The organism is Comamonas thiooxydans (genome assembly GCF_002157685.2).
Classification (GTDB): Bacteria; Pseudomonadota; Gammaproteobacteria; order Burkholderiales; family Burkholderiaceae_C; genus Comamonas; species Comamonas testosteroni_H.
In genome coordinates this window covers 4,558,859-4,575,007 of record NZ_AP026738.1, presented here as the reverse complement: position 1 = coordinate 4,575,007, position 16,149 = coordinate 4,558,859, and the positions used below count along the sequence as shown (strand labels likewise).

Here is a 16,149-nt window from a genome sequence, read left to right as displayed (position 1 = left end):
TGTTTGAGTCAATTTGTTATTTGAATTGAGAGACAATCCAGCGATGAATCCCCCCCCGACACATTCCCCATCTGCGAGTGCGCCTGCGCGTTTGCAGCTGGAGGGTATTACCAAGCGGTACCCAGCTGTTGTTGCAAACAGCAAGGTATCGCTGAAAGTTAAGCCCGGCGAGATCCACGCCATTCTGGGCGAAAACGGCGCTGGCAAGTCCACGCTGATGAAGATCATCTACGGTGCGGTCAAGCCTGATGAGGGAGCCATCCTGGTCGACGGCAAGCCGGTGCAGATCCGCAATCCGCAGGAAGCCCGGGCTCTGGGCATTGCCATGGTGTTCCAGCATTTCAGCCTGTTCGACACGCTGACCGTGGCAGAGAACGTCTGGCTGGGCCTGGACAAGAGCATTGCACTGGCCAAGGTGATCGAGAACATTCAGGCCACGGCCCGCGATTACGGGCTGGAGGTGGACCCGCATCGCCCCGTGCACACGCTTTCCGTCGGCGAAATGCAGCGCGTGGAAATCATCCGCGCCCTGCTGACCAATCCCCGCGTGCTGATTCTGGACGAGCCCACCTCGGTGCTCACGCCCCAGGCTGTGGAGATGCTGTTTGTGGTGCTGCGCCGCCTGGCCGCGGAAGGCTGCTCCATCCTCTATATCAGCCACAAGCTGCATGAAATCCGCTCGCTGTGCACGGCTTGCACGGTGCTGCGCGGCGGTGTGGTGACGGGGGAGTGCAACCCGGCCAACGAGACCAATGCTTCTCTGTCGCGCATGATGATCGGCTCGGAGCCGCCGGAGCTGGAGCACCGTAGTGCGAATACCGGCGATACCGTGCTGCGCGTGCAGGGGCTGTCACTCAGAAGCCAGGAACCCTTCGGTGTCGATCTGCAGAGCATTGCGCTGCAGGTGCGTGCGGGCGAAGTCGTCGGTATTGCAGGCGTTTCCGGCAACGGTCAGAAAGAGCTCATGTATGCGTTGTCCGGCGAGGACACACGCTCCGAGGCAGAGGCCGTGCAGTTGCTGGGCAAGGGCGTAGGACGCATGGGGCCGAGCCGGCGCCGTGGCATGGGCCTGCATTTCGTGCCTGAAGAGCGGCTGGGGCGCGGAGCCGTGCCCAGCATGGGCCTGGCCCACAACCTGTTGCTGACGCGCAAGACCGCTGTGGGCAAGGGCGGCTGGATTCGCATGGCGGCTCTGCAGGCGCAGGCGCGGGACATCATCGGCCGCTTCAACGTCAAGGCCGGCGGTCCGAACTCGGCCGCGCAGTCGCTGTCGGGCGGCAATCTGCAGAAGTTCATCGTGGGTCGTGAAATTGATGCCAAACCACGTCTGCTCATCATCTCTCAGCCCACCTGGGGGGTGGACGTGGGGGCTGCGGCGCAGATTCGGGGCGAGATTCTCAAGCTGCGCGACCAGGGGTGCGCCGTGCTGGTGGTCAGTGAGGAGTTGGACGAGTTGTTTGAGATTTGCGACCGCCTGCATGTGGTGGCCAAGGGTCGCCTGAGCCCCTCGGTGGATAGAGCGGCTGCCACGGTGCAGCAGATAGGTGAATGGATGAGCGGCCTGTGGGATGCGGCGGCGGTGCAGGGAGGTGCCCATGCTTAAGCTGGAACAACGTCCCCAGGCATCCAGGTTCTGGACCTATGGCTCGCCAATTCTGGCGTTGCTGATTACCGTGCTGGTAGGGATTTGCCTGTTCGCCCTGCTGGGCAAGGACCCGGTCAAGGGCTTGCAGGCCTTTTTCTGGGAACCCATCAAGTCGGGCTATGCCCTGGGCGAGCTGGCCGTGAAGGCCACGCCTTTGCTGCTGATAGCGCTGGGGCTGGCCGTATGCTTTCGCTCCAATGTCTGGAATATCGGTGCCGAAGGCCAGTTCGTCATCGGTGCGGTGGCTGCAGGTGGCATTGCCTTGCTGGCCGACAAGACCACAGGGCCCTGGATCGTGCCAGCCATCCTGATCGCCGGCATGCTGGGCGGCATGGTCTGGGCGGGCATAGTCGCCTTGCTGCGCGACCGCTTCAACGCCAACGAAATTCTGGTCAGCCTGATGCTGGTCTATGTGGCCACGCTGGTGCTGGGCTATCTGGTCTATGGTCCCTGGAAGGACCCCATGGGCTACAACTTCCCGCAGACCAAGAGCTTTGAGCGCGTCACACAGATTCCTCGGCTGGTGCAGGGCATGCGCATGAATATCGGCGTCATCATCTCGCTGGTGGGGGCTGGTCTGCTGTGGGCATTTCTGTTTCGCACGCGTGCAGGTTTTGCCCTGCAGGTCGGCGGCCTGGCGCCGTCGGCGGCACGCTATGCCGGTTTTTCCTCGCGCAAGGCACTGTGGACGGCGCTGCTGATCTCCGGCGCCACCGCCGGTCTGGCGGGAGCACTGGAAGTCGCTGGCCCTCTGGGTCAGCTCACGCCCTATGTGCCCGCCGGCTACGGCTTTGCGGCCATCATCGTGGCCTTTGTGGGGCGCCTGCATCCTGTGGGCATGATTTTCTCGGCCATTCTCATGAGCATGTTTTATATCGGTGGCGAGCTGGCGCAGTCGCGTCTGGGCCTACCCAAGGCGCTGACCGGCGTCTTCCAGGGGCTGCTGCTGTTCGCGCTGCTGGCCTGCGACACGCTGGTGGCCTATCGCATCCGCTGGGTGGCGAAAAGAGCCGGCAGCGCCATTTCTGCAGTGAAGGGAGCCTGATCCATGGAATCCTATGCACTGCTGCTGGGCTCCACCCTCAGCGCCGGCACCGTTCTGGCGCTGGCGGCCCTGGGCCTGCTGATCAATGAAAAATCGGGCATCGTCAATCTCGGTGCCGAAGGCATGATGCTCTGTGCTGCCATTGCGGGTTTTGCCGCTACCGTGCACACCGGCAGTACCTGGCTGGGCTTTGGCGCGGGCATGCTGGCAGGGGCCTTGCTGGCTGCCATCTTTGGGGGACTGGTGATCTGGTTCAACACCAACCAGTACGCAACCGGTCTTGCGCTTTCGCTGTTCGGCGCGGGCTTCTCGGCTTTTGTGGGCCTGGGCTATGTACAGGCCAAGCTGCCCGAGCTGCCCAAGTACTCGATCCCGGGCCTGGCAGATCTGCCGCTCGTGGGCCCGGCCTTGTTCACGCTGCACCCGCTGGTCTACGGCGCCATCGTGCTGGCGGCCCTGATGGTCTGGTTTCTGTATCGCACGCGTGCGGGTCTGGTGCTGCGCTCGGTCGGCGAGTCGCCCTCGTCAGCCCATGCCCTGGGCTATCCCGTGCGCCGCATCCGTCTGATGGCCGTGATGTTTGGCGGTGCCATGTGCGGGCTGGCGGGTGCCTTCATCTCCGTGGTCTACACGCCGCTGTGGGTGGAGAACATGGTTTCGGGTCGAGGCTGGATCGCTCTGGCGCTGACGACTTTCGCGACCTGGAGGCCGGCCCGCGTCCTGCTGGGCGCCTATCTGTTTGGCGGCGTGACCATGTTGCAGTTCCATCTGCAGGCCACGGGGGTTCAGGTGCCCAGCCAGATTCTCTCCATGCTGCCGTATCTGGCCACCATCGTGGTGCTGGTGCTGATCTCGCGCAATCCGACCTGGATTCGAGCCAATATGCCGGCCTCCCTGGGAAAACCCTTCTACCCTGGAGCGTGATGCCCAAATGTGGTGCAATCCGCTTTTCAAAAATAATGAGAGGACAACTTCAATGACAACTCTGGGCAAACGCGCTCTGATCAAGATGATCGGCCTGTCGGCTGTTTCCATGGCTGTGCTGACCGCTTGCGGCAAGAAGGAAGAAGCACCAGCGGCTCCTGCCGCAGCACCTGCGGCTGCTCCAGCTGCCGACAAGCTCAAGATCGGCTTCATGTATGTGAGCCCCATCGGCGACGGCGGCTGGACCTACCAGCACGAGCTGGGCCGCAAGGCCATCCAGGAGAAGTTCGGCGACAAGATCGAGACTTCCATGGTCGAGAGCGTGCCAGAGTCTGCCGACGCAGAGCGCGTGATGCGCGACATGATCGGTCAGGGCAACAAGCTGGTCTTCGCCACCAGCTTCGGCTATCAGGACTTTGTGCAGAAAGTCGCCGCCGACGTCAAGGATGTGAAGTTCGAGCACGCCACCGGCTACAAGACGGCCGACAACGCAGCCGTGTACGACACCAAGACCTTTGAAGGTGCTTATCTGGCCGGCATCGTGGCGGGTGCCATGACCAAGACCAAGACCGTGGGCGTGGTGGCTTCGGTGCCAATCCCCGAAGTGGTGCGCAACATCAACAGCTTTGTGCTGGGCGCTCAGAGCATCGACCCCTCCATCAAGGCCAAGGTGGTCTGGGTGAACGAGTGGTTTGCCCCTCCCAAGGAATCCGAAGCTGCCAACAGCCTGATCAATGGCGGCGTGGACGTGATGTACCAGAACACAAACTCTCCCGCCGTGCTGAAGACAGCCGAGGAGCGCGGTGCCCGTGCCTTCGGCAAGGACGGCGACATGAGCGGCTTCGCGCCCAAGGCTCATCTGGGCTCTGCCGTGATCGACTGGACCCCCTACTACAGCAAGGTGGTGGAAGACACGCTGGCAGGCAAGTGGCAGACCGGCAACTTCTGGTGGGGTGTGAAGGAAGGCGCCATCGACCTGAAGAAGATCGCTGACGACGTGCCCCAGGAAATCAAGGACAAGGTGGAGAAGGCCCGCGCCGGCCTGAAGGACGGCTCCTTCGCCGTCTGGACAGGTCCCATCAAGGACAACACCGGCAAGGAACTGCTGGAAGCCGGCAAGGTGGCGGACGACGCCTGGCTGCGCAGCATCAACTTCTATGTGAACGGTATCGAGGGCAAGGTGCCCGGCGCCAAATAAGCACTGTTTGCGGGACGTCTGACCAGCGTCCGATCAAAGGCCCCGAGGGGCCTTTCTTTTTGCGCTGTCGTTTTCAGGATACCTATCTGCAATTTGGCGCAGTTTATGCATATATTGCCCAAGGTGTAACCGGTATCCATGGGCTTGCGCTCCTATCGGTTTCAAACCTCACTCTTTGTTCCAAGGAAACTTTAATGACTGATTTGCACAAGCGTTCATTGATCAAGGTCGCCGCACTGACGGCGATTGCCTCGGCCGCTCTCGTGGGCTGCGGCAAGAAGGAAGAAGCAGCTGCGCCGGCAGCAGCCCCGGCTGCTGCTCCTGCGGCCGCTGCTCCGGAACCTCTGAAGATTGCTTTTGCTTATGTCGGCCCGGTGGGCGACGGTGGTTGGTCCTTTGCCCATGACCAGGCCCGCAAGGCCCTGGAAAAAGAGTTTGGTGACAAGATCAAGACCAGCTATGTGGAGAGCGTGCCCGAAGGTGCCGATGCCGAGCGCGTGCTGCGCGACATGGCTTCGCAGGGCAACAAGCTGGTGTTCGGTACCACCTTCGGCTATATGGACGTGATCCAGAAGCTGGCCCCCGAATTCGCCGATGTGAAGTGGGAACACGCCACCGGCTACAAGACCGCCGCCAATGTCAGCACCTATGACAGCCGCACTTACGAAGGAGCCTATCTGGCCGGCATCATTGCAGGTGGCATGACCAAGTCCAACACCCTGGGCGTGGTGGGCTCTGTGCCGATTCCCGAAGTGATCCGCAATATCAACAGCTTCACCCTGGGCGCACAGTCCGTGAATCCCAAGATCAAGACCAAGGTGGTCTGGGTCAACGAATGGTTCAGCCCTCCCAAGGAAACCGAGGCTGCAACCAGCCTGATCAACGGCGGCGCCGACATCCTGTTCCAGAACACCGATTCGCCGGCCGTGCTGAAGACGGCCGAGGAAAAAGGCAAGCGTGCCTTCGGCTGGGATTCGGACATGACGGCCTATGGTCCCAAGGCTCACCTGGGCTCGTCCATCATCAACTGGGCGCCTTACTACATCGACTCCACCCGCAGCGCGCTGGAAGGAAAGTGGACCAGCCGTCAGACCTGGTGGGGCGTCAAGGAAGGCGTGATCGACATTGTTTCACTGGCTGACGACATTCCTGCCGAACTCAAGGCAAAGGTTGAGGACGTGAAAAAGGGACTGAAGGAAGGTACATTCACCATCTGGAAGGGCCCTATAACCGGCCAGGACGGCAAGGAACTGATCGCTGCCGACAAGGTTGCCGATGACGGTTTCCTCAAAGGCATCAATTTCTACGTCAAGGGCGTGGAAGGCAAAGTGCCAGGTGGCGACGCCAAGTAAGCACTGCCGATCGGGCATCGCGCCGCACCGATTGCGGCCTGTGGCGCATGTCTTCAAGGCAGACCCCGGGTTTGCCGGGTAGTGTTGGCTGTTGACAGTCGTCCAGGCACGACTTGCAGCGACAGGGCCGCCGCAGAGCGGCCCTTTGTATTTCGATAATGACGAGTATCCCCATGACTGAACGTACCCTCTGGCATCCTGTTGCCCAATCCTCCGATGTGGTGAGCGCGCCGTTTTCCGTGCTGCTGCTGGAACAGCCGCTGGTGCTGTGGCGCAATGCTGAGGGACTGGTTCAGTCCTTCGTGGACCGCTGCCCGCATCGCGGTGCACGCCTGTCCATGGGCCGTGTGGAGAACGGACGTCTGGAGTGCCCCTATCACGGCTGGCAATTCTCTTCCGGTGGCCAATGCGTGAAAGTGCCCGCCGTGCCCGATTTCACACCCCCCGCATCGCAGCGCGTGCAGGCCTTCGAGGTGCAGGAAGCCTATGGGCTGATCTGGGTACGACTTGAGCCTTCCGACAGCCAGCTGCCCGTGTTCGCAGCCGAGACGGATGAGCATCTGCGCAAGGTGAACTGCGGGCCCTACGATGTGGCGGCCAGTGCACCGCGCATCATCGAGAACTTTCTCGACATGTCTCACTTCGGCTTTGTGCACGAAGGCTGGCTGGGCAGCCGTGACGCCACGGCCATTGCCGCCTACAAGGTGGAGACCACTGCCACCGGCGTGCTGGCGACGGGTTGCAAGGCCGTGCAGCCCCAGTCCAATCTGCACTCCACCCAGGCCGCCGAGGTGGAGTACACCTACGAGGTGACCGCTGCTTACACCGCCGTGCTGACCAAGATTCCCGAAGAGGGTAGCTCCAAGCAGGGCTGGCGCGAGCAGATCGGCCTGTTCATCTGCCCTGTCACTCCCGAAAGCAGCCGTGTCTGGTTCCGGCTGGCGGTCGCGGACTTTGAATCGACCGACGAGCAGTTGCAGACCTTCCAGCACACCATCTTTGTGCAGGACCAGCCGGTGCTGGAGTCGCAGCTGCCCAAGGCCCTGCCGCTGGACCCGCGTGCGGAAATGCATTCGGCGGCCGACCGCATGTCGTCGGCCTATCGCCGTTTCCTGAAGGCCCAGGCGATAGGCTTCGGAACCTGCTGATACCGGCTTGCCGCATGGGCGTCCATGCGGTTGAGCCACGGGCTTGCGGCGGCAAGGCCGAAGTCGCAGACCTGTCGGGGCTGGCCATATGGCTTGAGCTGCGCCGGTTTGATAGGCTAGACATTGAATGGCGCGTAGCGCCAAGGAGAATAAAGATGAACACCGTGCCTGCCGTAGATGTTTCCCGTCTGCCACAGCTGCTGCGAGCCATGCCCAAGGCCGAGCTGCATATGCATATCGAGGGTTCGCTGGAGCCCGAACTGATTTTTGCGCTGGCGCAGCGCAACAAGGTGGCTCTGGCCTATGACAGCGTCGAGGCGCTGCGCGCGGCCTATGCCTTCACCGATCTGCAAAGCTTTCTGGACATCTATTACGCGGGCGCCAGCGTGCTGCTGCATGAGCAGGATTTCTACGACATGGCGCGCGCCTATCTGGACCGCGCCGTGGCCGACAATGTGGTGCACACGGAAATCTTCTTTGACCCCCAGACCCACACCGAGCGCGGCGTGGCCATGGAGACCGTCATCAACGGCCTGTATCGGGCCTGCCGCGACGCGCAGATCGAGCAGGGCATTTCCTCCTCGCTGATTCTGAGCTTTCTGCGCCACCTGAGCGAAGAAAGCGCCCTGCAGACGCTGGAGGCCGCGCTGCCGCTGCGTGATCGCTTTATCGGCGTGGGGCTGGACAGCAGCGAGCTGGGCAATCCGCCCGAGAAGTTCGCCCGCGTGTTTGCACGTTGCAAGCAACTGGGCCTGCATCTGGTGGCCCATGCGGGGGAGGAGGGTCCGCCCGCCTATATCTGGGGTGCTCTTGATGTGCTGAATGTGGAGCGCATCGACCATGGCGTGCAGTCGGAGCAGGATGCGCTGCTGATGCAGAGGCTGGTCAAGGAGCAGATTCCGCTGACGGTCTGCCCTTTGTCCAATCTCAAGCTCTGCGTGATCAAGGATCTAGCCGATCACAATCTGCCGCGGCTGCTGGCGGCCGGGCTCAAGGTGATGATCAACTCGGACGACCCGGCCTATTTCGGCGGCTATGTCAACGAGAACTACACCCAGCTCTTTGCCGCCACGGGCATGGGTGCGCCCGAGGCTTACCAGCTGGCGCGCAACAGCCTGGAAGCGAGCTTTGCCGGTGAGGCGCAGAAGGCCGAATGGATTGCAAAGCTGGATGCAATATTCGCGCAATTTGCGGCTTGAAAATAGGAGCTTCCAGCGCTTTCTACATCAGGGTTTTAGATAAATTTCTATCTGAAATCGATGAATATCAAGTGCTGGTTGCTCTTTTTTTATCAGTGACTTGCTTCAGGAAAGCTGGGCCTTGATGCGCTCAGCCAACTCTCCCAGTGCCGCAAAGCCCGGCTCTTCGCGCTTCCAGACCACGGACAGGCCATCGCCCTCGAAACGCGGCAGCACATGCAGGTGAAAGTGAAACACCGTCTGCCCCGCTGGCGCGCCATTGGCCTGGAAGATGTTGATGCCGTCGGGATCGAAAGCCTTGTTCACCGCGGCCGCCACGCGCTGGGCCGTCTGCATCACGGCACCGGCTTCCTCAGGCGTCAGCTCCAGCAGATTGACGGCATGGCGCTTGCTGGCGACCAGCACATGGCCGCGCGTGGCCTGGCCGATGTCCATGAAGGCGATGGTCAAATCGTCCTCATAGACCTTGGCCGATGGAATCTCCCCTTTGACGAGCTTGCAGAAAATGCACTGGCCAGGGGGCGAGTGGTCTACAAACATGGGCATGACGCTCTCCTTTTTTATGGTTCAAGCGTTCTATCTTAGAGGCTGAGCGGTTTCAGGCCCGCGTCGCGCGCAGGCAGTCGCGGGTGATCTCGGCCATGGAGGTCGCGCCCAGCATGGCCATATTGCGGTCCACCTCGTCACGCAGCAAGGTGATGGCGTGATGAACGCCCTGCGCACCGCCAACTGCGGCGGCGTACATGAAGGGGCGGCCCAGAAACACCATGCGCGCGCCCAGGGCCATGGCCTTGAGTACATCGCTGCCGCGGCGAATGCCGCTGTCCATCATCACGGCCGTGCGGTGGCCCACGCGGTCCACCACATAAGGCAGCATTTGCAGCGGGGCGACCACGCCGTCGAGCTGACGGCCGCCGTGGTTGGAGACCACGATGCCTTGCGCGCCGATATCGGTGGCCATCACGGCATCGTCTTCGTTGAGGATACCCTTGATGACCAGGTTGCCCTTCCAGCGCTGGCGAATGCGTTCGATGTTCTTCCAGTTCAGGTGGTCACGGCCCGAGGTGTCGCGGATGGCGGTGCCCGACAGCAAAGGCGCGCCGCGCGTGGCAAACGAATTCTCGAAGTGCGGCATGCCGTGGTTGATCAGCGTGCGCAGCATGGTGCCCACCATCCAGCGCGGGCGGGTGATGCCGTCATAAGCCAGGCGCAGCGAGGGGCGCAGCGGCATCGAGAAACCGGTGCGCACATTGTTTTCGCGGTTGGCCCAGACCGGGATGTCCACGGTGATGACCAGGGTGCCAAAGCCTGCGGCTTCGATGCGGTCGATCAGGCCGTCGATGCGGCTGGTATCGCCGGGCAGATAGGCCTGAAACCAGGTCGATGGTGCAGCCTTGGCTACATCTTCCATGGGGATCAGCGAGGTGCCGCTCATGATGGCGGGAATGCGATTCGCTGCAGCGGTCTGAGCCAGCACCAGATCGCCACGGTAGGCGTTGATGGCGCTGATACCCACGGGGGCCACGCCGAATGGCGAGTCCCAGGTCTGGCCGAACAGCTCGACCTTCTGGTTGCGCTGCGACACATCCACCATGACCCTGGAGCTGAAGCCGTATTGCTGGAAGCTGTCACGGTTGGCCTGCAGCGAGACGCAGTCTTCAGCCGCGCCGGAGACATAGCCAAACAGAGGGCGGGGCAGGTGCTTGCGCGCTGCGGCCTCGAAGTCATGCAGCGACAGAATGTTCTGCAGATGACGGGGAAGCCCTGCGCGTTGGCCGTAGGCGGCTTGCGCTTTGGGGGCGGAGGCTGCGTTTGCAGCAGGGGCTTGTGACGATGCCATGGTAGGGCGCCTCGGGAGCGAAATTCAGGGGTTTAACTGGCTACGCCCCCGCACACTTGCGGTGCACGGGGGCGTGACAGAAACATCAGGTGTTCAAGGTTTACTGAGCGAATGTACCGCGCTGACGCATCAGCTCGCGGTGCAGTTGCTCGTTACGTTCGAACGGTGCGCGGCCGTGCACATAGAAGTAGTTGTTCAGAACCACCAGGTCGCCAGCGGGCAGGCTGACGGTGCGGGTGCCGGGCGAATTTTCCATCGATTCGGACAGATTCTGCAGATATTCGGCTTCGGCGTCGTTGGCAGGCTGCACGAACTGGTCGATGAAGGAGATCGACAGGCCGAACTCGCCGTGGAAGAACACGGGGCGTTCCACGCGCTCGTTCACGTTCTTGGAGCCGGGAGCCTTGTACAGCAGGGGCTTGGCGCCCAGCGGGTCTTGCACGAAGCAGTCCAGCTCGCTCCAGTCGTCCAGGTGCAGAAAGCGCGACTCACCGCCCACGGCGTTTTGCTCGTCGAACTTCATCATCAGCAGCCAGTCGGTGGCTTCGGTCACGAAGGTGCCGTCGGTGTGCATGGTGAAAAGACGATAGGCCTGGCGCAGATAGGAGTCGCTGGCGTCGGTGTGCTTGACCAGGAAACGTGCGTAGTACTTGTTGGACATGGAGTCGTGGTTGGCCGGGCCCAGGATATGGCCGATGGCGGTGCCGAACTTCACATAGTCGTCGCTATCCTGGCTCACGCCTTCCAGACCCAGCACAAAGCCGCCATGCTTGCGGTCCTTGATGATGTTCACCAGGGTCTCGCCAAAGTCGGCACCCATGTGCGCCTTCAGGCGGCGCGCCAGATGAAAGCGCATGAAAGGCACGTACTCGAGGTTCTGCACGTCGATATCGCGCACATCGGCCAGGAAGGCGTTCAGGGCTTCGGTGTTCAGCGTCAGCTTCAGCAGGCGAGGGTGCTCGGGGTGAGCGGCGATCTCGTAGGCGACGGGCTGAATCAGTTGCTGGGGGGTGGTAGCGTTCATGGTGGGTGGGGCCTTCAATCAGGAATGGGCTGATTTGACGCTTCTTGTTTGATACGATCTACGGGGTTAAACGCATTTTTTGATAAGAATTTCAGATTAAATCCATGCTCAGCTACCGCCAACTCGAGCACTTCGTCACCGTGGCCCAGGAGCTGCACTTCTCTCGTGCCGCCGACAAGCTGGGCGTGGCCCAGTCCGCCGTCAGCGTGCAGGTGCAGCAGCTGGAGCAGCAACTGGGCGTGCGCCTGCTGCAGCGCAACAAGCGCAAACCCATCACGCTGACCGATGCGGGCGAGCTGCTCTATGAAGAGGCCGTGGCCGTGCTGCGCCATATGGAGCGGGCCCAGCAGATCGGGCAGCTGGCGGCCCAGGGCATGAGCGGCCATGTCAAGCTGGGCTATATCTCCTCGTCCGTGACTTCGGGCGTGCTGGCGCGCATGCTCACGCAGTTCCGCCCCGGCCATGAGCAGGTGCACATGCAGGTGCTGGCCATGGAGACGCCGCGCCAGTTGCAGGCGCTGCAGCAGGGCGAGATCGATGCCGGGCTGCTGCGGCCGCGCCGTCGCTACCCCGAGGGCGTCAAGGCGGTCATCGTGCACAGCGAGCCCTTCATGGTGGCGCTGGCCGAGAACCACCCACTGGCACGCCATGAGTCCATCAGCGTGGCCGATCTGCGCGGCCAGACCTTTATTGCGCCGCAGTTCATCAATGAAAGCGAAGGCTTTGCCGAGGTGCTGGCACGGCTGGCCGAGACGGCCGGGTTTTCGGCCCGCGAGGCCTATCGCGTCAACGACTTCGTCACGGCGACCAGCCTGGCGGCTGCCGGGTATGGGATTGTGGTGCTGCCCGAGTCGAACCGCCTGCTCAATCAGCCGGGCGTGGCCTTCAGGCCGCTGCGCGACTTCAAGGAAAACGTGCACATGGCGCTGGCCTACCGCGAGCGCGAGAACTCACCCGCAGTGCGCGCCTTTCTGGCCGTTGCCAGAAGCTGCGCCACCTAGCCACGCGGCTGCGGGCCGGATGGTGTTGCAGTGCTGGTTTCAAACCTGTTGAACTAGCAAAAATGCTAGCTTCTGTCGCTTGCTGATACTGGATTGGGTGCATGAATAGTATTGAATTCAATGACAGGAGAGAGAAACCAGCTTTGTTATCGATAGCGATAGGCCTGGCCTGCGTGCAGTCGTATAGCCTCTATAAGCGCTGCCGTGTTCCGCAGGCGAGAGCAGGCGCGTAAGCTCTGGTCCATGAAAATCTATCGTAGTGCCCTGCTGCGCTTCGCCGATGACGGCCAAGCGGTTTATGACTCCGACGCCTTGCTGGCGATTGCTCCCGATGCCGCGGGTGTGCAGCGTGTGGTGGCTGCGGGCAGCTGGCAGGCGCTGGCCGACCAGTATCTTGAGCGCGAAGGTGTGCAAGTCATTCACCTGCCCGGCAAGCTGCTGGCACCGGGTTTTGTCGACCTGCATATCCACTACCCGCAGACCGATGTGATCGGCGCGCCGGCCCCGGGCCTGCTGCCTTGGCTGGAGAACTACACCTTCCCGCACGAGTCGCGCTTCCATGATCGCGAATATGCCGATGGCGTGGCCGATTTCTTCATGAACGAGCTGCTGCGCAACGGCGTGACCACGGCGCTGGCGTTCGCAACCTCGCATCCGGCATCGGTGGACGCCATCATGACGGCAGCGCAAAAGCGCAGCATGCGCATGATTGCCGGCAAGGTGCTGCAGGACCGCAACAGCCCCGACGGCGTGCGCGACGACACCGAGCAAGGCCTGATCGACACCGAAACCCTGATCCAGCGCTGGCATGGCGTGGACCGCCTGGGCTATGCGATCACGCCGCGCTTTGCGCCCACCAGCACGCCCGAGCAGCTGCGCGGTGCGGGCGAGCTGGCAGCCAGGTATGGCGATGTCTGGATCCAGTCCCATGTGGCCGAGAACCTCGACGAGATTGCCTGGGTCAAGGAGCTGTTCCCTGCCGCGCGCAGCTATCTGGCGGTCTACGACGACTTTGGCCTGATGCGCGAGCGCGCCGTCTATGCGCACAGCATCTGGCTCGATGAAACCGATCGCCAGCTCATGCACGACACGCGTTCGGCGGCGGCCATCAGTCCGACCAGCAACCAGTTTCTGGCCAGCGGCTATTTCGACTACCTCAAGGCCGACCAGGCGGGCATGCTTTACGGGCTGGCCAGCGATGTGGGCGGCGGCATGAGCTTCTCGCCGTTTCGCACCATGCAGGCCGCCTATGTGGTGGGGCGCGAGGGCCATGCCAAGCAGGGCCAGAGCCTGTCGCCGCAAAACCTGTGGTGGCAGCACACGGCAGGCGCTGCGCGAGCCTTGGGCCTGCAGGGCGTGATCGGCAATCTGCAGCCCGGCTGCGAGGCCGACCTGGTCGTCATCAACCCCGGCTGCACGCCGTTGCTGGCGCGCAAGACGGCCCAGGCGCGCAATCTGGACGAGCTGCTGTTTGCCATGATCATCCTCGGAGATGACCGCCTGATTGAGCAAACCATTGTTTCTCAAGCAAAATAGCGGTCTTGCGCTTGATTTGTGAGCGCACAACGCTATGAAAAATCAAGCGATACAGGATTTCTAATGAGCATCAAGAGCGACAAATGGATCCGTCAGATGGCGGAGCAGCACGGCATGATCGAGCCTTTCGAGCCTGGCCAGGTGCGCCAGGTCGACGGCAAGAAGATCATCAGCTACGGTACCTCGAGCTACGGCTACGACATCCGCTGCGCCCGCGAATTCAAGGTCTTCACGAATATCCACAGCACGGTGGTGGACCCCAAGAACTTTGACGAGAAGAGCTTTGTCGACTTCGAGGGTGACTATTGCATCATCCCGCCCAACAGCTTTGCACTGGCCCGCACGGTGGAGTATTTCCGCATCCCGCGCGACGTGCTGACCGTCTGCCTGGGCAAGAGCACTTATGCGCGCTGCGGCATCATCGTCAACGTGACGCCCTTCGAGCCCGAGTGGGAAGGCTATGTGACGCTGGAGTTCTCCAACACCACGCCGCTGCCGGCCAAGATCTATGCAGGCGAAGGCTGCGCCCAGGTGCTGTTCTTCCAGGGCGACGAGCAATGCGAAGTCAGCTACAAGGACCGCAACGGCAAGTACCAGGGCCAGCATGGCGTGACCCTGCCCAAGGCCTGAGGCCTGTTGCTTCGCCAAAAAAGCCCGCTGCGGATACAGCGGGCTTTTTGCTTTCCAGGGAGGCTGCTGGGCGAGATCAGGCGGCTGCCGCTTCGAGGGCCGGCCAATCCAGATTGCAGTGCGCGCCAACGCTGGCGTGGCGCTGCAGTGCCGCGTCGACCATCAGGCTGCACAGGGCCAGCTGGTTGCGCAGGGCTGGGTCGGCACCGCGCCATTGGGCACGCCACAGCACCAGTTGCTTGGCCGCTGCAATCAGGCTGTGGTTGCTGCGCACAATGCCCACGTTGTGCAGCATGAGCTGCTGCAGCGACTGGCGCATCTCCTGCTGGCTTTCAGCGCTCAGGTTCTTGCCGGGCTTGCGCTGCCTGCCTTGGACGGCCGCGGGCTTGTGCAGGGACTGCTCGGCCATGCGCAGCGCGGCAGACCTGCCCATGACCACGCACTCCAGCAGCGAATTGCTGGCCAGGCGGTTGGCGCCATGCAGGCCGGTACGGGCAACCTCGCCAATCGCCCATAGCCCGGCTACGGCAGTGCGGCCGTCTACATGGGCCTGCACGCCGCCGCAGGCATAGTGGGCACAGGGAGCCACAGGGATGGGCTGGGTGGCAATGTCTATGCCGTGCGCCGCGCACAGAGCCATGACGCCGGGGAAATGCTGCTCCAGCCAGTCACGGCTGCGGTGTGTGATGTCCAGCAGCACATGGGGTAGTTGATGTGCACGCATCTCGCCATCGATGGCGCGGGCCACGATGTCGCGCGGTGCCAGCTCGGCGCGCGGGTCGTGGCGCAGCATGAAGCGCTCGCCGGGTCGGCCATCGCGGTCAGGCAGGCACAACAGGGCTCCTTCACCGCGCAGCGCTTCCGAGACCAGGCCCACGGACCGGCCGCCCACTTGCAAGGCCGTGGGGTGGAACTGCATGAACTCCAGGTCGCGCACGACACAGCCCGCACGCCAGGCCATGGCAATGCCGTCGCCGGTCGCCGTGGCCGGATTGGTGGTGCTGGGGTAGATCTGGCCCATGCCGCCCGTGGCCAGCACGGTATGACTGGCCAGCATTGGCTGCTGCTGGCCATCGGCATTGCGCACGCTGGCGCCCACGCAGCGCTGCTGCACGTCCTGCAGCAGTTCCATGGCGGTGCAATGCTGCAGCAAGGTGATGTGCTTCAGACGCCGGCAGGCCTGCAGCAAGGTCTGGTGCACGGCCTGCCCGGTGCGGTCGGCCGCATGCACAATGCGCCGCGCGCTGTGGCCGCCTTCGCGCGTCAGGTGCAGGCGGCCGTCTGCATCGGTGCTGAAGGGCACACCCAGGGTCTGTAGCCAGGCGATAGCCTGGGGGCCTTGCTCCAGGATGCGGCGCACGGCGCCTTCGTCGCAGAGGCCGGCACCGGCGATCAGCGTGTCCTGAACATGGGCTTCCAGGCTGTCGGCGGGATCCAGCACGGCGGCAACCCCGCCTTGGGCCCAGGCGCTGGCGCATTCGTCGGCACGGCTTTTGCTGAGCACGGTGATGCGCAGTGTGCTGGGCAGGCTGAGCGCCAGCGTCAGGCCGGCCAGTCCAGAGCCGATGATGAGCACATCGCTGCAAGTCTGAGATTGGGGCATGGTG

The 16,149-nt window shown here is 62.6% G+C and carries 14 protein-coding genes; 10 read left to right on the top strand and 4 right to left on the bottom strand.

Annotated features, from left to right (window positions below):
- Window positions 1-43: 43 nt before the first annotated feature.
- From CTR2_RS21280 to CTR2_RS21250, 7 genes are all read left to right on the top strand, one after another.
- Entirely contained in the window at window positions 44-1,603 is a 1,560-nt protein-coding gene (locus CTR2_RS21280) for an ABC transporter ATP-binding protein (RefSeq protein ID WP_087081200.1), read from the top strand.
- On the top strand, window positions 1,596-2,690 hold the full coding sequence (locus tag CTR2_RS21275) for an ABC transporter permease (protein WP_087081201.1): 1,095 nt from the start codon (window positions 1,596-1,598) through the stop codon (window positions 2,688-2,690). Before CTR2_RS21280 ends, CTR2_RS21275 begins: the two co-directional genes overlap by 8 nt.
- A gap of 3 nt (window positions 2,691-2,693) precedes the next feature.
- The gene (locus tag CTR2_RS21270; RefSeq protein ID WP_087081203.1) at window positions 2,694-3,614 is read left to right on the top strand and encodes an ABC transporter permease; all 921 of its coding nucleotides are present in this window, start codon (window positions 2,694-2,696) and stop codon (window positions 3,612-3,614) included.
- Window positions 3,615-3,666: 52 nt separating this feature from the next.
- Window positions 3,667-4,812, top strand: a complete 1,146-nt coding sequence (locus CTR2_RS21265; RefSeq protein WP_003073334.1) for a BMP family ABC transporter substrate-binding protein — start codon at window positions 3,667-3,669, stop codon at window positions 4,810-4,812.
- A gap of 194 nt (window positions 4,813-5,006) precedes the next feature.
- A complete protein-coding gene (locus tag CTR2_RS21260) occupies window positions 5,007-6,164 on the top strand; it encodes a BMP family ABC transporter substrate-binding protein (RefSeq protein ID WP_087081205.1) in 1,158 nt (385 codons plus the stop codon).
- Between the two features lie 173 nt (window positions 6,165-6,337).
- On the top strand, window positions 6,338-7,312 hold the full coding sequence (locus CTR2_RS21255; protein ID WP_087081207.1) for an aromatic ring-hydroxylating dioxygenase subunit alpha: 975 nt from the start codon (window positions 6,338-6,340) through the stop codon (window positions 7,310-7,312).
- 155 nt (window positions 7,313-7,467) lie between these two features.
- Window positions 7,468-8,511, top strand: coding sequence for an adenosine deaminase (locus CTR2_RS21250; RefSeq protein ID WP_087081209.1), 1,044 nt, complete (start codon window positions 7,468-7,470; stop codon window positions 8,509-8,511).
- Between the two features lie 105 nt (window positions 8,512-8,616).
- Here the strand turns inward: CTR2_RS21250 and CTR2_RS21245 are convergent, their stop codons facing one another.
- The 3 genes from CTR2_RS21245 to glaH form a co-directional block, all read right to left on the bottom strand.
- Complete coding sequence (locus tag CTR2_RS21245) at window positions 8,617-9,057, bottom strand: HIT family protein (protein ID WP_087081211.1); 441 nt, start codon at window positions 9,055-9,057, stop codon at window positions 8,617-8,619.
- 52 nt (window positions 9,058-9,109) lie between these two features.
- The gene (locus CTR2_RS21240; protein ID WP_087081213.1) at window positions 9,110-10,351 is read right to left on the bottom strand and encodes an alpha-hydroxy acid oxidase; all 1,242 of its coding nucleotides are present in this window, start codon (window positions 10,349-10,351) and stop codon (window positions 9,110-9,112) included.
- A 100-nt stretch (window positions 10,352-10,451) separates the two neighbouring features.
- Entirely contained in the window at window positions 10,452-11,375 is a 924-nt protein-coding gene (gene glaH / locus CTR2_RS21235; protein ID WP_087081215.1) for a glutarate dioxygenase GlaH, read from the bottom strand.
- 104 nt (window positions 11,376-11,479) lie between these two features.
- On the opposite strand from glaH, the gene CTR2_RS21230 reads away from it, so the two are divergent.
- The 3 genes from CTR2_RS21230 (at window position 11,480) to dcd (ending at window position 14,542) form a co-directional block, all read left to right on the top strand.
- Complete coding sequence (locus CTR2_RS21230) at window positions 11,480-12,376, top strand: LysR family transcriptional regulator (protein WP_087081217.1); 897 nt, start codon at window positions 11,480-11,482, stop codon at window positions 12,374-12,376.
- Window positions 12,377-12,619: 243 nt separating this feature from the next.
- Window positions 12,620-13,912, top strand: a complete 1,293-nt coding sequence (gene guaD / locus CTR2_RS21225; protein ID WP_087081219.1) for a guanine deaminase — start codon at window positions 12,620-12,622, stop codon at window positions 13,910-13,912.
- Window positions 13,913-13,975: 63 nt separating this feature from the next.
- Window positions 13,976-14,542, top strand: a complete 567-nt coding sequence (dcd, locus tag CTR2_RS21220; protein ID WP_003052512.1) for a dCTP deaminase — start codon at window positions 13,976-13,978, stop codon at window positions 14,540-14,542.
- Window positions 14,543-14,618: 76 nt separating this feature from the next.
- Here dcd and nadB read toward each other — a convergent pair whose 3' ends face one another.
- Window positions 14,619-16,145: an L-aspartate oxidase gene (nadB, locus tag CTR2_RS21215; protein WP_087081221.1), complete on the bottom strand. Its 1,527-nt coding sequence runs from the start codon at window positions 16,143-16,145 to the stop codon at window positions 14,619-14,621.
- Window positions 16,146-16,149 lie beyond the last annotated feature (4 nt).